The sequence below is a fragment of the Litoribacillus peritrichatus genome (assembly GCF_039537985.1).
Taxonomy (GTDB): domain Bacteria; phylum Pseudomonadota; class Gammaproteobacteria; order Pseudomonadales; family Litoribrevibacteraceae; genus Litoribacillus; species Litoribacillus peritrichatus.
Genome location: NZ_BAABBN010000004.1, coordinates 952,230 through 974,076, shown reverse-complemented (window position 1 = coordinate 974,076; position 21,847 = coordinate 952,230). Strand labels below are relative to the sequence as shown.

Annotated in this window: 21 protein-coding genes; 9 read left to right on the top strand and 12 right to left on the bottom strand. The window is 44.8% G+C overall.

The genetic code is table 11. From position 1 onward, the window contains the following. Positions 1-12: 12 nt before the first annotated feature. From ABD744_RS05675 to ybaK, 3 genes are read right to left on the bottom strand one after another with little or no spacing between them, the layout of a single operon-like run. Positions 13-372 (bottom strand): translation initiation factor Sui1, encoded by a 360-nt coding sequence (locus tag ABD744_RS05675; RefSeq protein WP_344796326.1) that lies wholly within the window; start codon positions 370-372, stop codon positions 13-15. Beyond that, a complete protein-coding gene (locus ABD744_RS05670; protein WP_344796324.1) occupies positions 372-1,451 on the bottom strand; it encodes a mechanosensitive ion channel family protein in 1,080 nt (359 codons plus the stop codon). The genes ABD744_RS05675 and ABD744_RS05670 overlap by 1 nt, the downstream gene beginning before the upstream one ends. A 13-nt stretch (positions 1,452-1,464) precedes the next feature. Next, complete coding sequence (gene ybaK / locus ABD744_RS05665) at positions 1,465-1,935, bottom strand: Cys-tRNA(Pro) deacylase (RefSeq protein WP_344796321.1); 471 nt, start codon at positions 1,933-1,935, stop codon at positions 1,465-1,467. A gap of 160 nt (positions 1,936-2,095) precedes the next feature. Between ybaK and ABD744_RS05660 the strand changes: the two genes are divergently transcribed. The 6 genes from ABD744_RS05660 (at position 2,096) to ABD744_RS05635 (ending at position 9,065) form a co-directional block, all read left to right on the top strand. Then, the gene (locus ABD744_RS05660; RefSeq protein WP_344796319.1) at positions 2,096-2,338 is read left to right on the top strand and encodes a DUF1653 domain-containing protein; all 243 of its coding nucleotides are present in this window, start codon (positions 2,096-2,098) and stop codon (positions 2,336-2,338) included. A 263-nt stretch (positions 2,339-2,601) separates the two neighbouring features. Further along, positions 2,602-3,804 (top strand): alkane 1-monooxygenase, encoded by a 1,203-nt coding sequence (locus ABD744_RS05655; RefSeq protein ID WP_344796317.1) that lies wholly within the window; start codon positions 2,602-2,604, stop codon positions 3,802-3,804. A gap of 16 nt (positions 3,805-3,820) precedes the next feature. Then, entirely contained in the window at positions 3,821-4,006 is a 186-nt protein-coding gene (locus ABD744_RS05650; protein ID WP_344796315.1) for a rubredoxin, read from the top strand. A gap of 11 nt (positions 4,007-4,017) precedes the next feature. Next, positions 4,018-4,185 (top strand): rubredoxin, encoded by a 168-nt coding sequence (locus ABD744_RS05645; RefSeq protein ID WP_344796313.1) that lies wholly within the window; start codon positions 4,018-4,020, stop codon positions 4,183-4,185. A gap of 125 nt (positions 4,186-4,310) precedes the next feature. Continuing rightward, the gene (locus ABD744_RS05640; RefSeq protein ID WP_344796311.1) at positions 4,311-7,274 is read left to right on the top strand and encodes an HD domain-containing phosphohydrolase; all 2,964 of its coding nucleotides are present in this window, start codon (positions 4,311-4,313) and stop codon (positions 7,272-7,274) included. Between the two features lie 171 nt (positions 7,275-7,445). Then, on the top strand, positions 7,446-9,065 hold the full coding sequence (locus ABD744_RS05635; RefSeq protein WP_344796309.1) for a sensor histidine kinase: 1,620 nt from the start codon (positions 7,446-7,448) through the stop codon (positions 9,063-9,065). A gap of 19 nt (positions 9,066-9,084) precedes the next feature. Here the strand turns inward: ABD744_RS05635 and ABD744_RS05630 are convergent, their stop codons facing one another. The 4 genes from ABD744_RS05630 to ABD744_RS05615 form a co-directional block, all read right to left on the bottom strand. After that, positions 9,085-11,121, bottom strand: coding sequence for an alkyl/aryl-sulfatase (locus ABD744_RS05630; RefSeq protein WP_344796307.1), 2,037 nt, complete (start codon positions 11,119-11,121; stop codon positions 9,085-9,087). A gap of 139 nt (positions 11,122-11,260) precedes the next feature. Beyond that, positions 11,261-12,274: an AraC family transcriptional regulator gene (locus tag ABD744_RS05625; RefSeq protein WP_344796305.1), complete on the bottom strand. Its 1,014-nt coding sequence runs from the start codon at positions 12,272-12,274 to the stop codon at positions 11,261-11,263. After that, positions 12,274-12,813 carry an META domain-containing protein gene (locus tag ABD744_RS05620; RefSeq protein ID WP_344796303.1) on the bottom strand — a complete coding sequence of 180 codons (540 nt, stop codon included), beginning with the start codon at positions 12,811-12,813 and terminating at the stop codon, positions 12,274-12,276. Before ABD744_RS05620 ends, ABD744_RS05625 begins: the two co-directional genes overlap by 1 nt. Before the next feature lie 68 nt (positions 12,814-12,881). Next, positions 12,882-13,745: a DMT family transporter gene (locus tag ABD744_RS05615; protein ID WP_344796301.1), complete on the bottom strand. Its 864-nt coding sequence runs from the start codon at positions 13,743-13,745 to the stop codon at positions 12,882-12,884. A 139-nt stretch (positions 13,746-13,884) separates the two neighbouring features. Between ABD744_RS05615 and aptA the strand changes: the two genes are divergently transcribed. Then, positions 13,885-15,195, top strand: coding sequence for an omega-aminotransferase AptA (gene aptA, locus ABD744_RS05610; RefSeq protein ID WP_344796299.1), 1,311 nt, complete (start codon positions 13,885-13,887; stop codon positions 15,193-15,195). Positions 15,196-15,204: 9 nt separating this feature from the next. Here aptA and ABD744_RS05605 read toward each other — a convergent pair whose 3' ends face one another. Continuing rightward, complete coding sequence (locus ABD744_RS05605) at positions 15,205-15,969, bottom strand: fructosamine kinase family protein (RefSeq protein ID WP_344796297.1); 765 nt, start codon at positions 15,967-15,969, stop codon at positions 15,205-15,207. A gap of 422 nt (positions 15,970-16,391) precedes the next feature. Here ABD744_RS05605 and ABD744_RS05600 point away from each other — a divergent pair, with 422 nt between their 5' ends. Continuing rightward, positions 16,392-17,177 carry a DUF1223 domain-containing protein gene (locus ABD744_RS05600; protein WP_344796295.1) on the top strand — a complete coding sequence of 262 codons (786 nt, stop codon included), beginning with the start codon at positions 16,392-16,394 and terminating at the stop codon, positions 17,175-17,177. Positions 17,178-17,193: 16 nt separating this feature from the next. Here the strand turns inward: ABD744_RS05600 and ABD744_RS05595 are convergent, their stop codons facing one another. Next, positions 17,194-17,523 (bottom strand): hypothetical protein, encoded by a 330-nt coding sequence (locus ABD744_RS05595; RefSeq protein WP_344796293.1) that lies wholly within the window; start codon positions 17,521-17,523, stop codon positions 17,194-17,196. 279 nt (positions 17,524-17,802) lie between these two features. Here ABD744_RS05595 and ABD744_RS05590 point away from each other — a divergent pair, with 279 nt between their 5' ends. Further along, positions 17,803-19,137: a DEAD/DEAH box helicase gene (locus tag ABD744_RS05590; RefSeq protein WP_344796291.1), complete on the top strand. Its 1,335-nt coding sequence runs from the start codon at positions 17,803-17,805 to the stop codon at positions 19,135-19,137. A gap of 119 nt (positions 19,138-19,256) precedes the next feature. Here the strand turns inward: ABD744_RS05590 and ABD744_RS05585 are convergent, their stop codons facing one another. The 3 genes from ABD744_RS05585 to ABD744_RS05575 form a co-directional block, all read right to left on the bottom strand. Continuing rightward, positions 19,257-20,288, bottom strand: a complete 1,032-nt coding sequence (locus ABD744_RS05585) for a hypothetical protein (RefSeq protein WP_344796289.1) — start codon at positions 20,286-20,288, stop codon at positions 19,257-19,259. 299 nt (positions 20,289-20,587) lie between these two features. Further along, complete coding sequence (locus tag ABD744_RS05580) at positions 20,588-21,004, bottom strand: GFA family protein (RefSeq protein ID WP_344796287.1); 417 nt, start codon at positions 21,002-21,004, stop codon at positions 20,588-20,590. Positions 21,005-21,118: 114 nt separating this feature from the next. Beyond that, complete coding sequence (locus tag ABD744_RS05575; RefSeq protein ID WP_344796285.1) at positions 21,119-21,514, bottom strand: GFA family protein; 396 nt, start codon at positions 21,512-21,514, stop codon at positions 21,119-21,121. Between the last annotated feature and the right edge of the window lie 333 nt (positions 21,515-21,847).

The following is a 21,847-nucleotide window of genomic DNA, read 5'->3' as shown; positions in this document are numbered from 1 at the left end:
AAACAGGTTTATTCAACCACCCGATTTCTTAACCTGGAAGCCTTTGACCTTTAAAAGCTCGACCAATAAATCTCGCTGATCTCCCTGAATCTCCACAACACGGTCTTTCAGGGAGCCGCCCGTTCCGCATTTTTGTTTCAGTTCTTTCGCCAGCTTTTTTAAGTCATCAAGCGCAAGCGGAATACCGGTAACCAATGTAACACCTTTGCCTTTACGTCCCTTCGTCTCACGACTTATCCGCACAATGCCGTCGCCTTCTGGAATGCCCGTGTCTTCTTTACAGATACACTGGTCTACAGGATTACCACACTCGGGGCATGCTCGGCCAAATTCCGTAGAAAATACCAACTTGGTGTTTTTTGATCTTGCCATTATTTATTCTCTTTCGCTTTTGCTTTCGCTATATCAATAGAGGCCTGAGTGGTCTCTATTTCCAGCTTGATGGTATTGATTTGATTATCCAGTTTCTCGAGTTCATCACCGTCTGTGATCTTAGTTTTCAGCTGTTCCAAAGATTCCACATTGGCACTCATGTCGCTTCTTAATTGCCTTAGTCGCTCCAGTTCGGACAGGCCTTCGGCTTTATCAAACATTAATGTCTCAGGTGTTGCTACCAGGTCATCTTTCGATTCAGACTTGTCTTTCCGCTTAGGCATAACCTTTTCAGCCGGATTAAGGGCTCTTTGGTTCATAAAGCCAGGAGAAACAATTTCAATGCCTTCACCATGCAACGTGGAAATAACGTTTTTACGAAGCAGTGACCGTACCGTCACCAACTGGCCTACATCCGTCAGAAAACCCGCTACACGATAACCCACTGAAAAATCACCAAGCGAAGTAACCAACACAAACGGGTCGGTTAAACCTGTGTCTGTCGCTGCTTTTTGAAGCAGCGGTTCTACCTTACTGGTTGAAACATCATATCCCAGAGACAGTTCAACCGTAATGATCGTGCCAGAACTATGAACTACAGTTACCGAGTTAGTCACCAAATATAAATTAGGAAACGTCGTTAAGTCCCTATCTTCGGTCTGAATTTCGGTATGGAATAAACCACGTTCAGTTACTCGCCCGAAACTGTCACCAATACGAATAAAATCACCCGGTTTATAACTGTTGATTAAACGTAAAAGTAAACCAGACATGGCATTAGCAACAAAGGTGGTTGAAGACAATGCAATGACACCCGTAAACACAACACCCAGCAAGCTGAGTACTTGACCACGAGTAGATTCAGACATAGGCAACAGCAAAATAATGGTCAGGAAACCACTGATCGTCAAAGTTAACATCAGTAACTGTCGGGGCAGTTTGGCCTCTGCCCCCAGTTTTAAACGCTTTCCCAGAAAAAACCAGTTACTCAAAAATAATGTGGCGCATACAAAAGCGGTACCAACAATGAAGGGTAAAAATTCTTTCACCGCACTTAAATAATCAGACAAAATATCCATATTAAATCTCTTTTTAAGACGCCAGAATATCAGCGAACCTGGCTCCGGTTAGTGATGCCAAATCCAGAGCAGAAAGTTCAATTTCAAGCCCTCGCTTGCCCGCACTTACATAAATAGTTTCAAAATCTTTTGCCGTTTGATCTATGACCATTTTCAAACGTTTTTTCTGACCCAAAGGGCTGATCCCACCAACCACATAACCGGTTGCACGCTCAGCCTCAACCACATCAGCCATCACTGCTTTTTTTGCTTTCACCGCCGACGCACAACTTTTAAGGTTCAGTTTATGGCTGACAGGTAAAACCGCCACAACCAGTTCTTGTTTGTCTGTTTTGGCCAATAACGTTTTAAAGACACGAGACTCTGCCACCGCTAGCTTCTCGGCAGCTTCAGTACCGTAAGAATCAGCAGACGCATCATGGGTGTATTGATGTATATTAAATGCCACTTTGGCTTTTTTAGCGACGTTGATGGCGGGTGTCATCCATTCTTCCTTGAGAGCACATTTACCGGAACACTGTTTGGAACGAGATTATAACAGGCTAGTACGTAAACTCTCCCAATTTCTATTCACCGGAATCGCTAATACAATCTACATTATTTACAATGCTTGGCCATCGTAATGAACTAAGCAGGATTCTCCTATGACCGCCCCTATTCAGCTGGAAGGCCACCACAAAATCGAACCCGGCCTGTATGCACACTATAAAGGCCCTCAATACCGTGTATTTGGTACAGCACAACACAGTGAAACTGAAGAATGGTTAGTATTCTACCAAGCATTGTATGGAGAGCACGGCTATTGGGTGCGCCCTCTTTCAATGTTTACAGAAACGGTAGAAGTCGATGGAAAACCTCAGCCAAGGTTTGCAAGAGTAGGCGACTAAATAGCAACTAAAGTTCAGTAAACTAACAACCCTGTCCTTTCCTGAGTGTCTTATCAAAGGCACTCTTTTCACTTCCCACCACACTATTGTCCAACAATTCTACAAAGATATCCTATACTGAAGAACAAAAGCAGGCTTTGTAAATATTTGATTCGAAGAACGACAACCTAACTAAAGTTAGGGTTTAAAAATACATTTATTTTGATAGATTGTCAGACAATCCAACACAAAATAACATCAAGTCGTTATGACGGAGAGATAAAATGTCACAGACAATGAATAAACAACCAACGTTAGAAACAGAGCTCAAAGAAGAAAGGTGGTCAAAAGCTAAAAAATACTGGTACATGATCACATTCATTGTACCGGCACTGATGCTGGCATCCGCTGGCTTGGCGGCATACACCGGCAATGGCGGTTGGCTTTGGAGCCTTGTCGTTGTGTTCTACGTGATTATTCCTGTTGTCGATACCATCGTAGGAGAGGACCCTTACAACCCGACAGAGGAAGAAGAAAAAGAGCTCAACTCGAATTCATCCTATTACAAACGAATTTTATACCTGGCTACCGCAGGCCAGTGGGCAGCGCTCATCGCAACCACTTACGTAGTGACCCAATATCAATGGGCCTGGTATGAAATTTTAGGTGCCTTGTTGAGTGTGGGTTCACTGCACGCAGTAGGTTTAACGATGAGTCATGAACTTGGTCATAAAATTAAAGACAAGGGCCAGGTCATTGCCGCTCAAATATGCTCTGCCTGCTGTGGCTATGCGCACTTCAATATTGAGCACAACAAAGGCCACCACAAAGACGTCGCAACACCAGAAGACCCTGCCTCTTCAAGAATGGGTGAGTCGCTTTACAAGTTTGCAATCCGAGAAATACCTGGCGCAGCCCACCGAGGTTGGGAGCTGGAAGCTCAAAGACTCAAACGACTCAACCTGTCTTTCTTTTCACCAAAAAATGAACTGCTGCAATCCATGATGGTGACGATCGTGGCTTACGGCCTCATGACCGCATTATTCGGGATCATGGCCTTACCCTTTCTAATCATCACAGCATTTTATGGCTGGTTTCAATTGACGCTTGCCAATTACATTGAACATTACGGCTTATTACGTCAGAAGCTAGATAACGGCCGCTATGAACGTTGTCAGCCTAAACACTCTTGGAACAACAATTTTAAAGCGACAAATCTATTAACTTTGCACTTACAACGACATTCTGATCACCACGCTCACCCAACCCGAGCCTATCAGGTTTTACGGGATTACCCTGAAGCGCCACAGTTACCGCACGGATACCCGGCAATGATGGCTTTGGCGATGTTTCCTCCCGCTTGGCGATTTGTTATGGACCGCAGAGTGGTTAACTGGGCGGATGGGGATATGTCCAAAGTAAATATCGACCCGGCTCATAAAGAGAAAATGTTCCATCGATACCACCAGCCAGAAGTCACGGCTTAAAAGAGAGGAGCTTGTTATGTCCAGATACCAGTGCCCGGATTGCGGCTACATCTACGATGAAACAGAGGGCTGTGAACACGAAGGCTATCCGGCGGGAACAGTTTGGGCTTCTATCCCGGACAGCTTTCCCTGCCCAGATTGTTTTGTGCGCGAGAAACCGGATTTTATACCTGTGGAATCGTCCAAAACCAACACTAAATAATGAGAACAGACATGAATTATAAAAAATATAACTGCCTGACCTGTGATTTAACCTACGACGAAGCTCTTGGCTGGCCTGATGAGGGGATACCTGCCGGCACGCTTTGGCAGGATGTACCGGATGATTGGACCTGCCCGGACTGTTCTGCCTCAAAAGATGACTTCTATCTCGTAGAATAACCAAGCCAACTTTCCTAAACGAGTCTTATGGTTTACTTTCAATAGTATGTCGAATGAAAGGAACTCAAGGGGGCGTCTGAACGCTCTGAACGACACGCCTTGTTCAGAAGCTCCCCATACTCGTTATGCTGCATAAACGCTTCTCGATCAAAATTCACATCACCACGCTGTTCATCTCGTTAATTTTTGCCGTTGGCGGTGTGCTGGCCTGGTTTAATTACCTTAAAATTTCCGACCTGTTGATCAGCGCATCAGACAAAATGTTCCGGCAAATAGCCACCGAAGTGAGCCTGGACTTCAAAGCCACGTACCTGCCTGCGGCTTCAAACGTACAATTAATAGCGAATACCGACCTTCCTTTACTCACCACCAAAGAGGCCCGATTCAGGAAGATCCCGATGATGGTCTCCATGCTTCGAACCAGCACTCAAATTGCCGCCATTGAAGTGGGTTATCCCGACGGGGATTACTTTATTGTTCGGGCCATCAGCAGCGATTATATGGTCAGCAAATTTGATGCCCCGCCACAATCCTCTTACATGGTTGACCATATTGACTATCACCCCAGTGACGGCGTCATTGAGCGAACTTTTCTCAGCCAGTCAGGCGACGTTATCAGTGAAGAAACCCAAATACCTACCGACTATGACCCTCGGGGCCGACCGTGGTTTTTAGAAGCGGTCAATAGTGAACAATTGGTGACAACACCGCCCTATTTATTCTTTTTCATCGGCAAACTTGGCGTCACACTATCGTATCAGAACCAACAATCAGGTGCCGTGGTTGCTGCGGATATCACGCTGGAACAGCTGAGCGACACCTTATCCAAGCATTACATCACCCCCTCTTCCACCATCGTAATGACAGATAAAAGCCATCAAATTGTTGCACACAGAGACCGGGATCTTATCGTTGATCTTTCCAGCGGCACACCAGAACGAATACACGCAGACCAACTCAATAAGCCCGTGGTCAATTACTTTCTGACTACCCCCTCACCGAACAATCACAGCTACGATTTTCAAGGCCAATCCTGGATTGGCACGACCATTCCTATGAAGCTCAGTGCCGGAAACATTGCGCTGACCATCGTCTCGCCCAAAAATGAGCTGCTTGCGGAAGCGATCGAAATTCGAAATTCGTCCACCCTGATCGCAGCCATCATATTGTTATTATCTCTGCCAATGACCTGGTTATTGGCAAACCGGGTTGCTAAACCCCTGATTGATTTAACCAAAGAAACCACATCCATTAAGGAGCTTGATTTCAGGGAATCGCCGAACACCCGTTCGTTTGTTTTAGAGATTGACTACCTGTCAAAATCCATTAACTCCATGAAGTCCACCATCAACCAGTTTTTAACGCTCATATCGTCAGTCACCAGCGAAAAAGATCATGAGCGACTGCTGAACATTGTTACCGCTGAAACCAGAAAGGCGTCTACCGCCAAGTCGGTCACTCTGTATTTATTTGATGAGCAAAAACAAACCCTGAACCAAGCCAGTTTCAGTTCAGAGCACCAAACCATTCTGAACAAAGGGCCGTTAAAAAAATACCGGCTCGATCAACTCCCCGACTTTATTCAAACCGCCATTCACAACAAGGAAACACAACAACAGCTTCATGAAATCACCACGGGTTCAAAAGTTTCGCATTTAGATGATTTGTTATTAGACAGTGAACTCACGACCGCGAACGTTGTAGCTATCCCGCTACTGGATCGGAAAAAGAACGTCATCGGGATGTTATTACTCACTTTCGACGTTGCACCCGACAACGTTTTGTCTAACAACGTCTTATCCGACAACCTGTTATCCAACAGTAATAAAATCGGTTTTGCGGAAATATTGTCTGGGTTTTGCGCAGAATCACTCGAAAAGAATCAACTCTATATCGAGCAAAAAGCGCTGCTTGAGTCTTTCATCAAGCTAATAGCTGGCGCAATTGATGCTAAATCCCCTTACACTGGCGGACACTGTCAAAGAGTACCCGAACTGGCCAAACTTCTGGCACAGGCTGCTTGCGACTCAAACGAAATCCCGTTCAAAGACTTCTCAATGAACGCCAAAGAATGGGAAGAACTGCACATCGCCAGTTGGTTACACGACTGCGGAAAAGTCACAACCCCAGAACATGTCGTGGATAAATCCACCAGACTCGAAACTTTATACAACCGAATACACGAAATACGGACACGGTTTGAAGTATTGAAGCGCGATGAAGAAATCGCTTTTCTGGCAAATAAACTCAACCTCCTCGAACAAAACACAACAAGCGATGAACAACTAAACGCCCTAGCAGAGACTTTTCACAACAACATTCAACAGTTAAATGATGATTTTTACTTCATCGCGCATTGTAACTCCGGCGACAACCCAATCAAACAAGAAGAACAAGCCCGCTTAAACCAAATTGCAGAAAGAACCTGGCAACGAACGCTCAGCAACCAAGTGGGGTTGGCCTGGGAGGAACGTAAACGCATGCAGAACCAGGAGGAAGTACTTCCTGTCACTGAAAACATTCTGTCGGACAAGCCTGAACACCTGATAGCCAGAGAAAGTAACAAGTCATTCAGTAAAGACAACCCTTGGGGGTTTGATATGCAAGTGCCCGAACATGAACTCAACCTGGGCGAAATTTATAACCTGAGTATTGCCAATGGCACATTAACGACAGAAGAACGCTTTATCATCAACGACCATATCGTCCAGACCATCATCATGTTAGAGAAACTGCCGTTTCCTAAACATCTTAAAAACGTGCCAGAAATCGCAGGCAGCCATCACGAAAAAATCAACGGAACTGGTTACCCAAGAAAACTGACCCGACAGGACATGTCTATCCCGGCCAGAATCATGGCCATCGCGGATATCTTTGAAGCACTGACGGCCAGCGACCGACCCTACAAAGACCCTAAATCGCTGGGCAGTGCACTCAAAATAATGCGTTTCATGGTGAAAGACGGCCACATAGATAAAGACTTATTTGAACTATTTCTAAACTCAGGGGCATACGCAGAATACGCTCAAAAGCACTTAACACCCACCCAAAGAGATGAAATTGATATTGAAGAATTTCTGGAACCTTAGGATAAACAAAGATTAAGAAACAGGCGTGTAAGGCAAAAACCTTATTCTTAGCCTAAAATTCTTTAGAGATTGAAGAAATAACAATGAGAAACACAAAAACTTAGCACAAGGTTCCTATGTATTACGTGATGAACAATCCAGTCACTCGAAGCAAAGGTTGAGGTAGCCAATTTGTTCGGTATTCAGCAAGCCATACCCTCCCTGCTTGGTCGTCGCCTACTGATCACAATTCTGGCGTTCAGTACCGTAGTTACTCTGTTCGCTACCGTTATTATTTTATTACTGGACTATAAACGAGACGTCTCCATTATTCAGGAGCACCAAAAGCGTATTCAGGAGGTCTATTTAAAACAACTGAGCCTGGATCTTTGGGAGTTTGACCTTCCTGGCGTCGAGCTGAAACTTCAGGGGCTATTGAACTACCCGGAAAACGATTACGTGTATGTTGTCCTCAAAGGTGGTGAGAAGATGGCTCACGGCAATCCGGAAAAACAAGCTTATTCCGAGCTAATTGACTATGAACTTATTTACGAAGGCAGAAACATCGGCACTTTGTTCATTCAGGTTAACTATGGGTATTTATACGACCGCTTACTTGAAAAAACCATCAGCATTCTGATCACTCAATTCTTTAAGACCTTCATTGTATCGCTGTTTATTCTCATCATCGTTCATCAGATGATCACCAAACACCTCCATAAAATGGCTCGTTTTGCTAGGGATCTGACGTTTGAATCGCTGGATAAAACACTAGAACTTAAACGACAGCGCCAAAATGACGAACTGCAGGTGGTCACAGATTCTCTGAACCTAATGAGCAATAACCTCAAAAAAGAACTCGAACACCGGGTAGTCATCGAACAACAGTTAATTGAAGACCGGGCAAAACTGGCGGAACTTAATGTCGAGCTTGAAAATAAAGTCAATGAAAGAACCACAGAGTTAAGACAAACCAACTCTGAATTATCCGTTGCTCTGGATAACGTCAATGCCATGATAGGTCAGCTTCAGGAAACACAAAAGCAGCTCGTTATACGCGAAAAAATGCTTGCCACAGGCGGTATGGTGGTCGGTTTGGCACACGAGCTAAACACCCCTATCGGCATATGCAAAACATCCATCAGTGCCATCTCCGACTTTGTAGACACCATCAAAACCGACGTTAAAAACAATCAGTTGAGTAAAAACAGTCTTAACTCAGCGCTGGACGACATCATGGCTCTTACTCACATGAGCGAAAGTAATATTGACCGAATCACAGGTCTGATAGAAACGTTCAAAGAGTTGTCGGTGAGTCAAGAATGCGAGACCTTAACAGAAATTGATATCGCCAGCTTCTTAGACGAATTTTCTTCCTGGGCAAGGAGCAGGCTGACCCCCAACATCAGTCTCACCGTCACATGTCGGCGCACCGTCACCTTAGAAACCTTTGCAACCTCATTACAAAAAGTGCTGCAATCGCTCATAGATAATGCGGCCACCCATGCCTTTAACGAAGGGGATACAGGCCGCATCTACCTTAATGTGGAAGTAAACAACACAGAACGCAGTTTAAACATTGCTGTATCCGATGATGGCAGAGGCATTCACGAAGAAGACCGTCAACGAATTTTCGAACCCTTTTTTACCACCCGAAGAAATCAGGGTGGCCTGGGACTTGGCCTAAATATTATCTATAACCTCGTCACCCAAGCCCTGGGCGGCACAATCGAATGCCTTGATTCCCCTTATGGTGGTATTTGTTTTAACATCACGTTACCGCTCGACCTTAGAACTAAAAAATCGAAATAGGCCGATATCACATCCGGGTTCAAGGTGTTACAACGTTAAAGGTGCCTTTCGGTTTATCCAGCAAACGGAAAAAACCAATCAAATCCAAGGTACTGCCTTCCACCGATAAATCATCAGAAAATAAGGTATCTTTAATACCCGCCTCGCCAATCGCCATTTTTATAAACAAATCATAAGTGAGCTTAAGTGTGGCGTTGGCTTGAGCATTCACTTCTGCTTTACGATGATGCAAAACCCCATTTTCAACCCGTACCACATAATTTTCATTGCGGTCGGTAAAGGTAAAGTTAATCAGATATTCTTCGCCTATGGCATCCGGCCCTTTAAGTCGAACAGCCATCGACTGCAAAAAGTTCTCAATAGGCGTATGCTCTAACACACCTTTCATCATAGCAATATCAACACCGGCATCGGGGCCACCGTGCCTTAATTCATAGGCCGCAGTTAAATATACGTCACGCCAAGGGCCAGACTCCGATTGATAACCTAACTGATCGTAAGTATTTGCCAACAGAGATTTGGCTTTCATATTTTCAGGTTCCGCAAACACCAGATGATTCAATAATTCCGCGACCCACCGGTATTCCCCTTGGTCAAATGCGTTTTGAGCATTCGCCAACACCGCGTTACTGCCTCCCATTAACTTCACATATTTCACTGAAGACGTCTCTGGTGGCAAAGGGTTCAGGTTCGCAGGGTTTGCGTCATACCAACCTAGATAAGCCTGATATACGGCCTTAGCATTATGCTTGGTTGTTCCATAATAACCGCGATTAGAAAAAGACTGTTCAAGCGCAGGCGGCAGTGCAAGTTGTTCGGCAATTTCTGAGGATGTGAGCCCCTGATTCAACATACGCACCGATTGATCATGAATGTATTTATACATATCCCTTTGATTTTCAAGAAACTGAATAATGTTTTCAGTGCCCCATATCGGCCAGTGATGACTACCAAAATACAAGTCGGTACTCCCGAGTAAATCAATGGCTTCATCAATAGAAGCACTCCATTTGAGCGCATCCCTTACCTTTGTGCCGCGCAAGGTGTATAAGTTATGCATGGTTCGGGAAACCAACTCAGCACCACCAAAGGCATTTTTTTCAGGTAAAAAGAAAGTAAACTCGGCCGGTGCCTCGGTTCCAGAAACCACCTGAAACTCAAAACGGATACCATCAAGAGTCAGCGACTGACCCGTTTTTTCAATCAATGTATTAGGTTCCAGAATACCAAAAGCACCATACGCTGGCTCTTTCCCTAACCCTGACCCTATATGACCACGAACAGACCTGGGAAGACGCTTACCATACATATACATGGCCCGCCGTCCCATCGCCATGCCTGCGATAATATTCTCGCTGGTTGCCTCCTCCATAAATCCCGAAGGTGCAATGATGGGGATTTCACCTGACGCCGCCTGCTCTTTAGTCAAAATGCCCAGAGCGCCACCAAAATGGTCAATATGGCTATGAGTAAACAACAAGGCCTTCACCGGTTTTGAGCCCAGTTGTTCATTCACAAACGCCATGGCAGCCGACGCCGTTTCCGCCGTCGTCAACGGGTCAACCACAAGCCAGCCGTTATCCCCTTCTATCACAGTCATGTTCGCTAAGTCATAACCACGAACCTGATAAATACCCTCTCCGATTTTATAAAGGCCATGTTTATTATTGAGTGTGGCCTGACGCCATAAACTTGGATTTACGGTGGCAGGAGCCTCCCCTTCAATAAATTGATAGGCAGCAGTATCCCAAGCGGTTTTTCCATTGTTGTCCAAGACTTTCAAACTAGGAATGGTTGCAATAAAGCCTCGATCGGATTCTTCAAAGTCGGTTTGATCTTCAAACGGCAACGCATCACGTACCCGCTGATTTGCATTAATTGTGAACTGGGTGGCCGGGGTAAAGCCGTAGCTATCGACTGAGTTAGTGTCTGTTGCCATCGTCCCCTTTTGACCAGACCCAGGCGTGGTGTCTTGATGAACATCACAGCCACTTAGACCCAGCATCAAACTGGCAGCAACAACGGATATTTTTAGCGTTAATAAACAGGACTTCAAAATGCGTCTCCACTTCAAAAAATCATGGTTGAGTGACAACATCTTAAAGTAGGAATGGAAACAACGAATGGTCATTTTCCGCCAAACACACGAAGCTGACAAATTCTGAAAAGTATGACAACAAGGCGAAGCTCGGTAATTATTGCTGGCGAGAACGGTATTCAAGTGGCCGACATTGGTTCCAACGCAGAAAAGCGCGGTTAAAGTTGCTGGTATCCGAAAACCCCAATTTATGAGCTATCTCATTCACTGGCAGTGCTGTTTTGATTAAATAATAATGAGCAAGTTCGTTTTGTTTTTCTTGTAACAACTGCCTGAACGAGGTTCCTTCCTCTTTTAAATAACGACTTAAAGTACGATCGCTGAGATTAAAAACAGAGGCAACCGTGGAAAGGTTTGACTCTCCAGACAGCAAGACGGAGTGAATAGCACGCTTGACCCGTTCACTCCAGCTTAACGCATTCATCGCTGTCAGATAATTACGTACCACGGCCTCATTCTGGGCCGCTGATTGCGGATCGCCGAGAATAGAGGTGTTTTCCAATAATCCCCGATGTAACCATAAGCAATTTACTTCATGCTCAAACTGAACCGGACAATTAAAAAAGTTTGCCCAGGGCTTGGAGGGCTTAGGTTTAGACCGTTTTAAAGACACACTCACCACCAGCCCACTTTGTGCAACAAATTGGTTCGACAGCTGAAGTACCGTCGCAAAAAAGGCATCAATTGCAAGCGGACTGACCTCAACACCTTTTAAAGGTTCGATAATAAAACCAATTTGATCTGGCCGTCTGTCGAGCCGGATCAAACCGGAATCACTGACCAAAGTATAATAATCCGCCAGCTTCTGAAACGCCTGTGCCAATGTGTTGCAGGAAATAAACAGTAGCCCAAGTGACCTGAAGTGCATCGGCGTCACTTGCTTCGCAACGTCCAACCCAAAAGCAGGGTTGTTTGTCGCATTCTCAGCAACCTCCCAAAGACGGGTCATGTGTTCAATCGGGATTCTGTCTTCCGGAGATTCAGTGAGTTGCCCCAGAGCCAAACCCACCGAAGCCAATAAAGGCTCCGGCTCAACACCCGCTGCTTTCAGGGCTTTGGATATTGCTAAAGACCACGCAGCAATGGTTGTGTAGTTATATTGAGTGGTCATTAAAAATAAATGGCCTGAAAATCAGCCAATGGCTCTTTTGATTCGGAAAACAACGTCAGTTTCTCTTTCGTAATTGAATAATATGCGGTATCCCGAAGCGCTTGTAAAAAGCCAGTTTCGATGTCCATCACAGAATGACAAAACTTGCGTGTCGACATTAATGGACCAAAAGATAATTCATTACCGTTTGAAAAATTGTCATTTAAAACACTGTTATTCAGAATAAAACTCCCGGCAAAATTATTACAGGCTCCAAAGCCTCTCACCTTGTTACCTTTCAGCATCAACTGTAAATGGGCCTCCCTGGTTTGACCTTCTTTCATCTCTACGGGAAAGCCGTCCAAATGCGTTAACTTCCAATAAGTATTCACCAGCTCAGCAAGCGGGTCTTTCGATTCAATGCCAGAAGCCGAAGATTGGTCTTGGGCCTTCGGCGCCTGCCGTTCTTTGTCTTGCAACTCAGGTGTTGCGGATAAGCTCTGGCAGCCGCTCAGAATAATGGCTGCGATGATGAAAAGGATCGTGCGAATTTTGTCCATATCGTGTTCCTCTTGGTAATAAAACCAATATGACCTAAGCTCTGCCCAATGGTTCAGCTCAATCCCAGTTATTTTTTGACTAAACCATCTACTTTTCGTGCAACTATCACCAGCACAATCCCCCCTAACACCAGAACCGAAGCGTAAGTTAACCTAAGCGTGATCGCTTCATCTGCAAACAAAACGCCACCAATTGCTGCAATTACAGGCACCAATAGCTGCAACACGGCAGCCTGCAACACACCCAAATGCTCCAACGCCCGATACCAAACGGCGTATCCAAGGCCGGATGCAAGTGCTCCCGACAACACAGCCAATACAACACCTTTGATCGTGAATTCAGCGTATTCCATTGAAAACATCAAAAGTAGGAGCACAAACGGTATCGTTCTGAAAAAGTTACCGGCCGTGTCCTGCAAAGGCTCAGAAGAATTCCGCCCCTTTAACGTATATCCCGCCCAGGCAAGCCCGGATATGAGCATCAACAGGAAGCCATTTAGCGACGGCGACGAAGCGTCTGGCAACATCAAATATACAAAACCGGACATCGCACATACCATCCCCAATAATTCTAAGCGAAGAATTCTGTGGCCCGTGACAGTATGAAATAACACCATGAATATTTGAACAGCACCAAACAAAATCAACGCGCCAGTGCCCGTATCCAGAGTAATGTAAGCGTAAGAAAAACTAAGAGCATACACAAACAACAGTGCTGAACCAGTCCAGGAACCTTGAGTCGGTATTTGTCTCAATCCAGCACTGCGATTGGCCAGTACAATACAAAGACATAACATGACAGTGCCTGAAATCAACCGGATAACCGTAAAACTGCCTGCGTCAATTTCATTCTCAGCCAAAGCCAGCCGACAAAGCACCGAATTTCCCGCAAAAGCAATCAACGAAAAAATCGTGAACAACATTGTTTTCATCAAAAATACTACCTTATCGACGCTCTGAACAAGCAGTCTGACTCAAATGCAAAGGTATACCATTGAAACCGACATATCCTTGAAATATATCTTCCTCAAACTGTCTATTATTTCGTTGATACAGAATGAGACACCTATTATGCCTTGGAATGAACTCGACGCTTTCTGGATGCCGTTCACCTCCAACAGAGAGTTTAAGTCGGCCCCCAGAATGCTGACCTCGGCACAAGGTATGCACTTTACGTCCGACGATGGCCGAAAAATTCTGGATGGCACCGCAGGCTTATGGTGCGTCAATGCAGGTCATGGCCGGGAAGAAATTGCCAAAGCCGCGTATGACCAACTCAAAGAACTGGACTTCGCATCCGCCTTTCAAATGGGCCACCCTCGCCCATTTCAACTTGCCGAGCGGCTTATCCAGCATACCCCGGAAGGGTTGGACCATGTTTTCTTCACCAACTCCGGCTCAGAGTCGGTAGAAACCGCGCTGAAAATTGCAGTGGCTTATCACAGATTAAATGGCAACGGCAGTAAAACCAAGTTCATTGGCCGGGAAAAAGGTTACCACGGAACCAACCTGGGTGGTATTTCCGTCGGAGGCCTCGGTTCCAACCGCAAAGACTTCAACTGTTTGATTCCCGGTGTAGACCACCTGCAACACACATGGATCAAAGGCAGTGAATTTACCAAAGGCCAGCCAGCCAAAGGGGCCGAATTAGCCGATGAACTGGAATCTCTGATAGCGCTTCATAGTGCAGATAACATTGCTGCGGTCATTGTTGAGCCAGTCGTGGGCGCTGGCGGTGTTTTTATTCCGCCACAAGGTTATTTGGAACGCTTACGGGAAATTACCCGCCAACACGATATTTTGTTAATTTTTGATGAAGTGATTACCGGTTTCGGACGCATAGGCAAACCTTTTGCAGCGAATCGTTTTCAGGTCACGCCCGATCTTCTGACCACCGCCAAAGGCTTAACCAACGGCGCTATTCCTATGGGGGCTGTATTTGCCCATAACAAAATTCATCAGGCCTTTATGAATGGGCCGGAATCGAGCATCGAACTATTCCACGGTTATACTTATTCAGGCCACCCGGTAGCCTCGGCTGTGGCCCTGGCCACACTGGATATTTATCAACACGAAGGTCTCTTTGAACAAGCCTTAGCATTAGAGCACTGCTGGCAAGAAGGTTTACACTCTCTGTCAGACCTGAAAGCCGTAAAAGACATTCGGAACATCGGTCTGATTGGTGCAGTAGAACTTCATCCTGGAGATCAACCTGGCCAACGAGGTAAGCAGGTATTTCTGGATTGCTATTGGCAGCAAAACACCTTAGTGAGGGGCATTGGCGATACCCTTGCTCTATCACCGCCGTTGATCATTAATGAACAACAAATTCATCAACTGGTGGAGGCATTGCGAACGGCTATCAGCAAAATACCCACTTAATCTTCTGCACTACAAATTTTTAATGCAATCAAAGCCCTGCTGACAAGGCAACAAATAACTGTCACCAAACAGGTTATAGTGGTTAAGGTAATGATAGAGGTTGTAAATGATGGCTTTTTGGGAATACGAAGTACTTCTGGGATACACACTGTCATAACTCCGATAGAACTCCGGAGTAAAGCCACCAAACATTTCTGTCATCGCCAAGTCCGCCTCCCGATCACCAAAGTACACCGCCGGATCTATCAACCAAACAGCCTCTGAATCAAACAACACATTTCCAGACCACAAATCGCCATGCAACAAACTGGGATGTTCGCACTGTTGCGTCAAAAATAACTCAAGTTTGGTCCGATGATCTGTGAGTACTTGTTCAAACTGGCTTCGAATGCTGCGATTCTGCACTTTAGAAACCTGGTAAGCCAAGCGATATTCAACAAAAAACGCCCCCCATTGATCCGACAGCACATTCGGCTGAAGACTGAGACCAATGCAGTTATCGTGCTTGAACCCGTAACGATCGAATTGGATTTTATGCATGGAAGCCAGGCTCTCACCCAAGCTCACCATTTGTGTTTGATCCGCTTGCTTACACTGTATTTTTTGCAGGGACAGCTCAGCGCTGTTCACCGAGTATACTTCAGGAATTTTAAGAGAAGACACATTTGCGTCAGATAACGTTTTCTCCAGTAACCTAAGCCCTTCCGCTTCCTTAAAAAAAGCATCACTGAATTCCGATTGATTTTGCTTCCGAAACATATCCATATTGTTCATTTCGTTACCTTAGCGCCTTTAAGTGAGTGAATTAAACTCCTTCATTAAATTTTCAAAACAGAACCCTACCTGACGGGCGAACACTCATCATTCAGTCATTTAAAACCCGGCCTGGCTTTGCGTTTATTTATTTTGCTTCTAAGTTAAAGGTAGATCACACACAAAAGAAGCAAAATCCAAAGGCACTCGCAGAAACCACGACCAATCCGATAAAAACCACCGTTTTCATCGCCCTCACCTTTTAACAATACTCTCTTCTTATTAGAGCACCTTTATTCGTCTCTTGTTCCAACCTTTGATCGCAATAATCATGGCCCTTCGTTCGTGACCGTTTTGTGAGACTTCCTTTATTTGAGCGTGATACTCACCGATGAAGACTACAATATAGTTATCTCATAACAAACATCCCGAGGTTAATGGCTATGAGATTTCGTGTGCTATTTTGCGTATTCAACCGCATTTTTCCCATTATTACGTTGTGCTCTGCCTTGGCAGCGCCAACAAGCGTGCTGTCTCAGGAAATTAAAAGCCCTTCCACCAAAGTAAATTTGCTGGAAGTTTACACCTCTCAGGGATGCAGCAGCTGTCCGCCTGCCGAAGACTGGTTAACTCAATTTGAAAACAACTCAAGGCTTTGGAATGAATTTATCCCTTTAAATTTCCACGTAGACTACTGGGATTACCTCGGATGGAAAGACCCGTTCGCCTCCGATAAATTTTCTACCAGACAAAGAAATTTCAAACGACTCGGGCTTTCCAAAACCGTAGCGACCCCCGGCTTCATTCTGAACGGCCAAGCCTGGAATGGCTGGTTTTATCGTCAGGCCTTACCTTTAACCGAACAAAACGCCCCAGGCCTGATCACTGCGACATTGAAAGATGATTTAGTGTCAGTCAACTACCGGGCTGCCAGCCAGATCCGGCAGTCTCTGACCGTCAATGTAGCGGTATTAGGCTTCAACTTAGCCACTTACATCAAACGAGGTGAAAACAGAGGCAAGGAATTGATTCATGATTTTGTGGTATTGGCTCATACAGAAAAACCCATGATGACAGTCAACACAACCGCCATTGCCGATTTAACCGTACCAAGCATTTCACAATTTAACGCGAAGAAAACAGCACTCGTGGTTTGGGTTGCAGATCAAAGCAACCCTATTCCCATTCAAGCCGCTGGTGACTGGATAACAGATACAAAATCACCGTAGAAATCCACTATTTGAGTTAAGCCGCATTCAGCAAAGCCAAAGGAAAACCGACGGAAATCAGAGTCACCCCGATTAATAAAGCATATTTTGAAAAGCGGGCTCTTTTTACGGCTTTCCTGGCTTCCTCTCGTACACGGTCACTGTCTGTATGATCATACCCTTGATTCAACAACCAGCTGAACAGCCCTAATGTCACTCCAAAGTCAGAAAACGAATACCCTGCCGGGCCACCCAAAATACTCCAGGCGAACGCTTCATCTTCTTTAAGCGCAGTGGATAGATCCACATAACGAATGGCAGCCACGCCCACTAATACGCAAATGAATCCTAAAACCAAAACTTCCATATTTGCTCCTCCATCACAATCTCTCTTATGGTTAATATAGGCAGAATTGACCGGTTGTCATGAGGAGAGAACCCGACTTATAAACACTCGGGCGAATGTCGCAACGCACAAATTCCATCCAGCTCAAAGGGTCAATACTTTTTTATGAACTAAACATGGGATTTAAGACTATCCTGTGCTTAAGCAACCTGGGTTCATATTGATAGCACTTCCGACCAAGTTCAGGTAAGCTGCACGGCCGCAAATCTTGCGGACTAAACCACGATATGAGATTTACCTATGAGTTTTGCTTCACTGGGCCTTTCTGCCCCAATTGTAGACGCCGTAACTGAACAAGGTTACAAAACACCTTCACCGATTCAGGAACAAGCAATACCTGCAGTCATCCAAGGTAAAGATGTGATGGCGGCAGCACAAACAGGCACAGGGAAAACCGCAGGGTTTACGCTTCCTCTACTGGAGAACCTCAGCAAAGGTAGACTTGCAGGAAGCAACCAGGTCAGAGCACTGGTTCTGACCCCCACACGCGAATTGGCAGCACAGGTCGCGGAGAGTGTCGCTATTTACGGGAAAAACCTGCCGTTAAAATCGGCTGTGGTGTTCGGGGGCGTAAAAATAAACCCACAGATGATGAAGTTACGCAAAGGTGCGGACATTCTGGTGGCCACTCCCGGTCGTTTACTGGATTTGTATAACCAAAATGCAATGAAGTTTGACCACCTTGAAGTGCTTATTCTGGACGAAGCCGACCGTATGCTGGATATGGGCTTCATTCATGACATCAAGAAAATATTATCTTTGCTTCCCAAACAGCGCCAAAACCTTATGTTCTCCGCAACATTTTCTGATGAAATCAGAACGCTGGCCAAAGGTTTAGTAAACAATCCGGTCGAAATTTCCGTTACCCCACGTAATACCACCGCAACGACCGTAAAGCAGTGGATTCATCCGGTCGATAAGAAGCAAAAGCCTGCGCTTTTAACCCAGTTGATTCAGGAAAACAGCTGGTATCAGGTCTTGGTGTTTTGTAAAACCAAACACGGTGCCAACAAGTTAACCAAGCACCTGGAAAACAACAAAATCAAAGCCGCAGCCATTCACGGCAATAAAAGTCAGGGCGCCAGAACAAGGGCTTTGGCCGATTTTAAAAGCGGTGAGATTCAAGCATTGGTCGCAACCGACATTGCAGCCCGAGGTCTGGACATTGATCAATTGCCTCAAGTAGTCAACTTTGATTTACCAAACGTTGCCGAAGATTACGTACACCGAATTGGCAGAACCGGCCGAGCCGGTGCCGTAGGTCAAGCAATATCACTTGTGGCTGCAGATGAATTTAAACTACTGACCGACATTGAAACTTTGATCGGTAAACTTCTGGATCGCGAGATCATTGATGATTTCGACCCGATTCACGCTTTACCGGAATCCAGGTTAAACCTTCGTCCAAAGAAACCGAAAAAGCCCAAAAAACCGAAGAAGCCAAGAACGGATCATAAAGACGGACAAAAATCGACAGGCAGCAGTCACGCCCGAAGTAAAAGCCCTTGGGGAGACGCAAAACCGAAACCAAGAACAAGCCGAAACCGATCCGGCAACAAAGCGCCAAAGAGTTAAGCCACTCTGATGCAGGAGGATGCAGCTTCATCACTGATAGCTGCTTTCCTTCTTACAGTCCTTCCCTTCTAAGCTCCTTTCAATACTCAAACCACGGATCAATACCGCATTTCAAGGTATTAAAAAACATCATTTACTTTGGAATGATGGGCGCTCGAATCTCTTTTACGAAACAAGTTTGAAAGTACGACAATCTGCTTGTTTGTCCGGCTTGGTGCAGCTACATGATCAAAGGTAATCTCCAACACCAAATTAGGGAATTTCGCGGGCAATTCAGCCTCTTCATCAACAGTTAATTCATCAACAGTTAACAGCGGCACACCCTTTAACCCCACATTAACAATCACTTTATTATCCCAGCCCAAACTTTGAAGCAGCTTTACTTTGTAAGGCGACTCCTTCAGCGACTGGAAAGACAATTGCAACATCCCGGCATCATCCGGCTTTATTCCTTCAAATAAAGACTGAGCAGTTAAATTCATTAAATTGGCCATCGAACCCAAAAGCTCATAAGGAAAGTCATGAATTCGTAAATCGGGTAGCCCGAATTTCGCCATCCCTAATGACTGAATATCGATCGATTCAGGCGTAGTCATTTCCGAATGAATCAAAATGTGCGACTCCATCAGCGCAATGTTCTGATACCAGGCATCGTTTCGTCTTAGCTTCCAAGCGGCCAGTGAAAACAGCTCCTGTGTTTCATCATCCCAAATCACACCGTTAAGCTTTTGAGCTAGTTTATAAATGAATTGATCCGCCATTTTTAAGCCATTAATCATGTCTTTTTCCGGATAGGCCACATCCAACACCAGCGCATAACGGTAGTTTTGTATCTTGAGCGCATACGCTTTATCAATGCCTCGGCCAAAATCCGCAAGATAGGCCACGTCTGGCAACATCACCGACTCATGATCAACAGCCTTAACACTCAACCGATAATTTCTTTCCTGAACCTTAAGTTTAAATTGCTCCACTCGAGAAAAACCGGGCAATAGCGCCCCCAGTTCTTCATGAGAAAGTTCAGACGGCTTTTGCTCCACAAAAACAACCGTGCGATGCATGATGCCATGAAAAGGTTCAGACTGAACGGAGGAACACACCGTCATAAAAATAATAATCAATGCCCAACGGGCTTTGAGCTTCAACCTCATAGTATTCCTTGAGTAATCCGTCCTTTTAACCTTAGGCTACACAATCAGGAAACAATACTCTGAAGGATTTGGTGACGCTGAATGTTTAAAAAACGACAATGATTTAAATTTGGAATGATTGATCAAGAAATGTCTGATAAAGACATTATAAATCAGATAAGAATGGCCTCGACGAGATTTTTTCTCAGAAGACTTTCATCCAAGCTGCCTCCACTCATAAGCTCATAACCATACGAATCGAACACAATCAGAGTAAGTTGCGGCAGCGCGCAACCTAACTGGGTTAGCTATACGTTGGGTTACACCTTATCCGCAAAGTAAGCCATAATTTCTTCGGTAGTCATTTCCTGAGTCTCATTGGCAAAGCAATAGTAACTTGGGCGCATATCACTAAAATACTGCATGTCCATTTCCAACCCTTCTAGATTTGGAAATAAACCCACTGGCATATTGTATTCACCTGTTTCCTTGAACTTATAGAACAAATGGGTTCCGCACTCAGAGCAGAAACCTCGAGAAGCCCAAGAGGAAGACTTGTACATTGTTACTTTATCATCCCCTACCACTTTCACTTGAGTACCACATTTCACCGCAAAGAATGGAGCACCACCCCAAGTTCGACATGACTGACAGTGGCAAACCGTAAACTTAGGATTGATCTTTTCAGCCGTAATTTTTACAGAACCACAAAGGCAACTAGCCTCGGAATAAGACATTGAAATTAACTCCTAAATTGAGCGTTACGTGACTTTAATAAACTGCAGACTCGCACATAAGTGAATGAGTTGCAGCTTCGACAGCCTATCTGTATTAGTTATACTTTATACAAATTACTCATGTGGGTGTTCATCAAATTGCTTGGCAGTGTCACCAATTTTAAACCAACATGGTTTTTCTGAAACGAACTCATGAAATGCATTTTCAAGCTCAAGTTCACCATCTATACAATTGGCTGATATAGGGAATGATGAGTCCTCTGAGAACACTTCACCAAGAGCCGTACCGCAGACAGAACAAAAGCATCGATTATATTTATAAGGAGACTCTGCTATATAAGTAGCTATTTGCTCACGTCCCTGAGTGATATGAAATGCTTCAGATTTTACAAATACTAAAGTGCTTGCTCCAACCTTTCGACATCGACTGCAATGGCATGTACCCATCATGCTCGGCATTTCTGTTAGTACAAATTGAACCGCTCCACAACAACAGCTTCCATTAATCATGTATCACCTTTAAGAAATAATTATTCATTAGTTCTTAAACAATACACAAACACTGTTAATATATACAGATAAATTCTTGTCTATTTTTTGCAGAGAATTCAGGTCCACATACGCCATACACGCTAACAACACCTTTTCATCTAGAAGAGCCTGAATTTTATAACTCCGTCCCAAAACCGACCAACTTTGAGCCCGCTCAGTGTCCACATACAGAAACTCATGATAATGATCGCAACGTGGTGATTGGGCATAATGGTATAATCGGCTATTTCAATAGAGAAGATGGATGGCAGTAAAAGAAGTTTGTTTCCCAACCATCCACGACGATGCCCG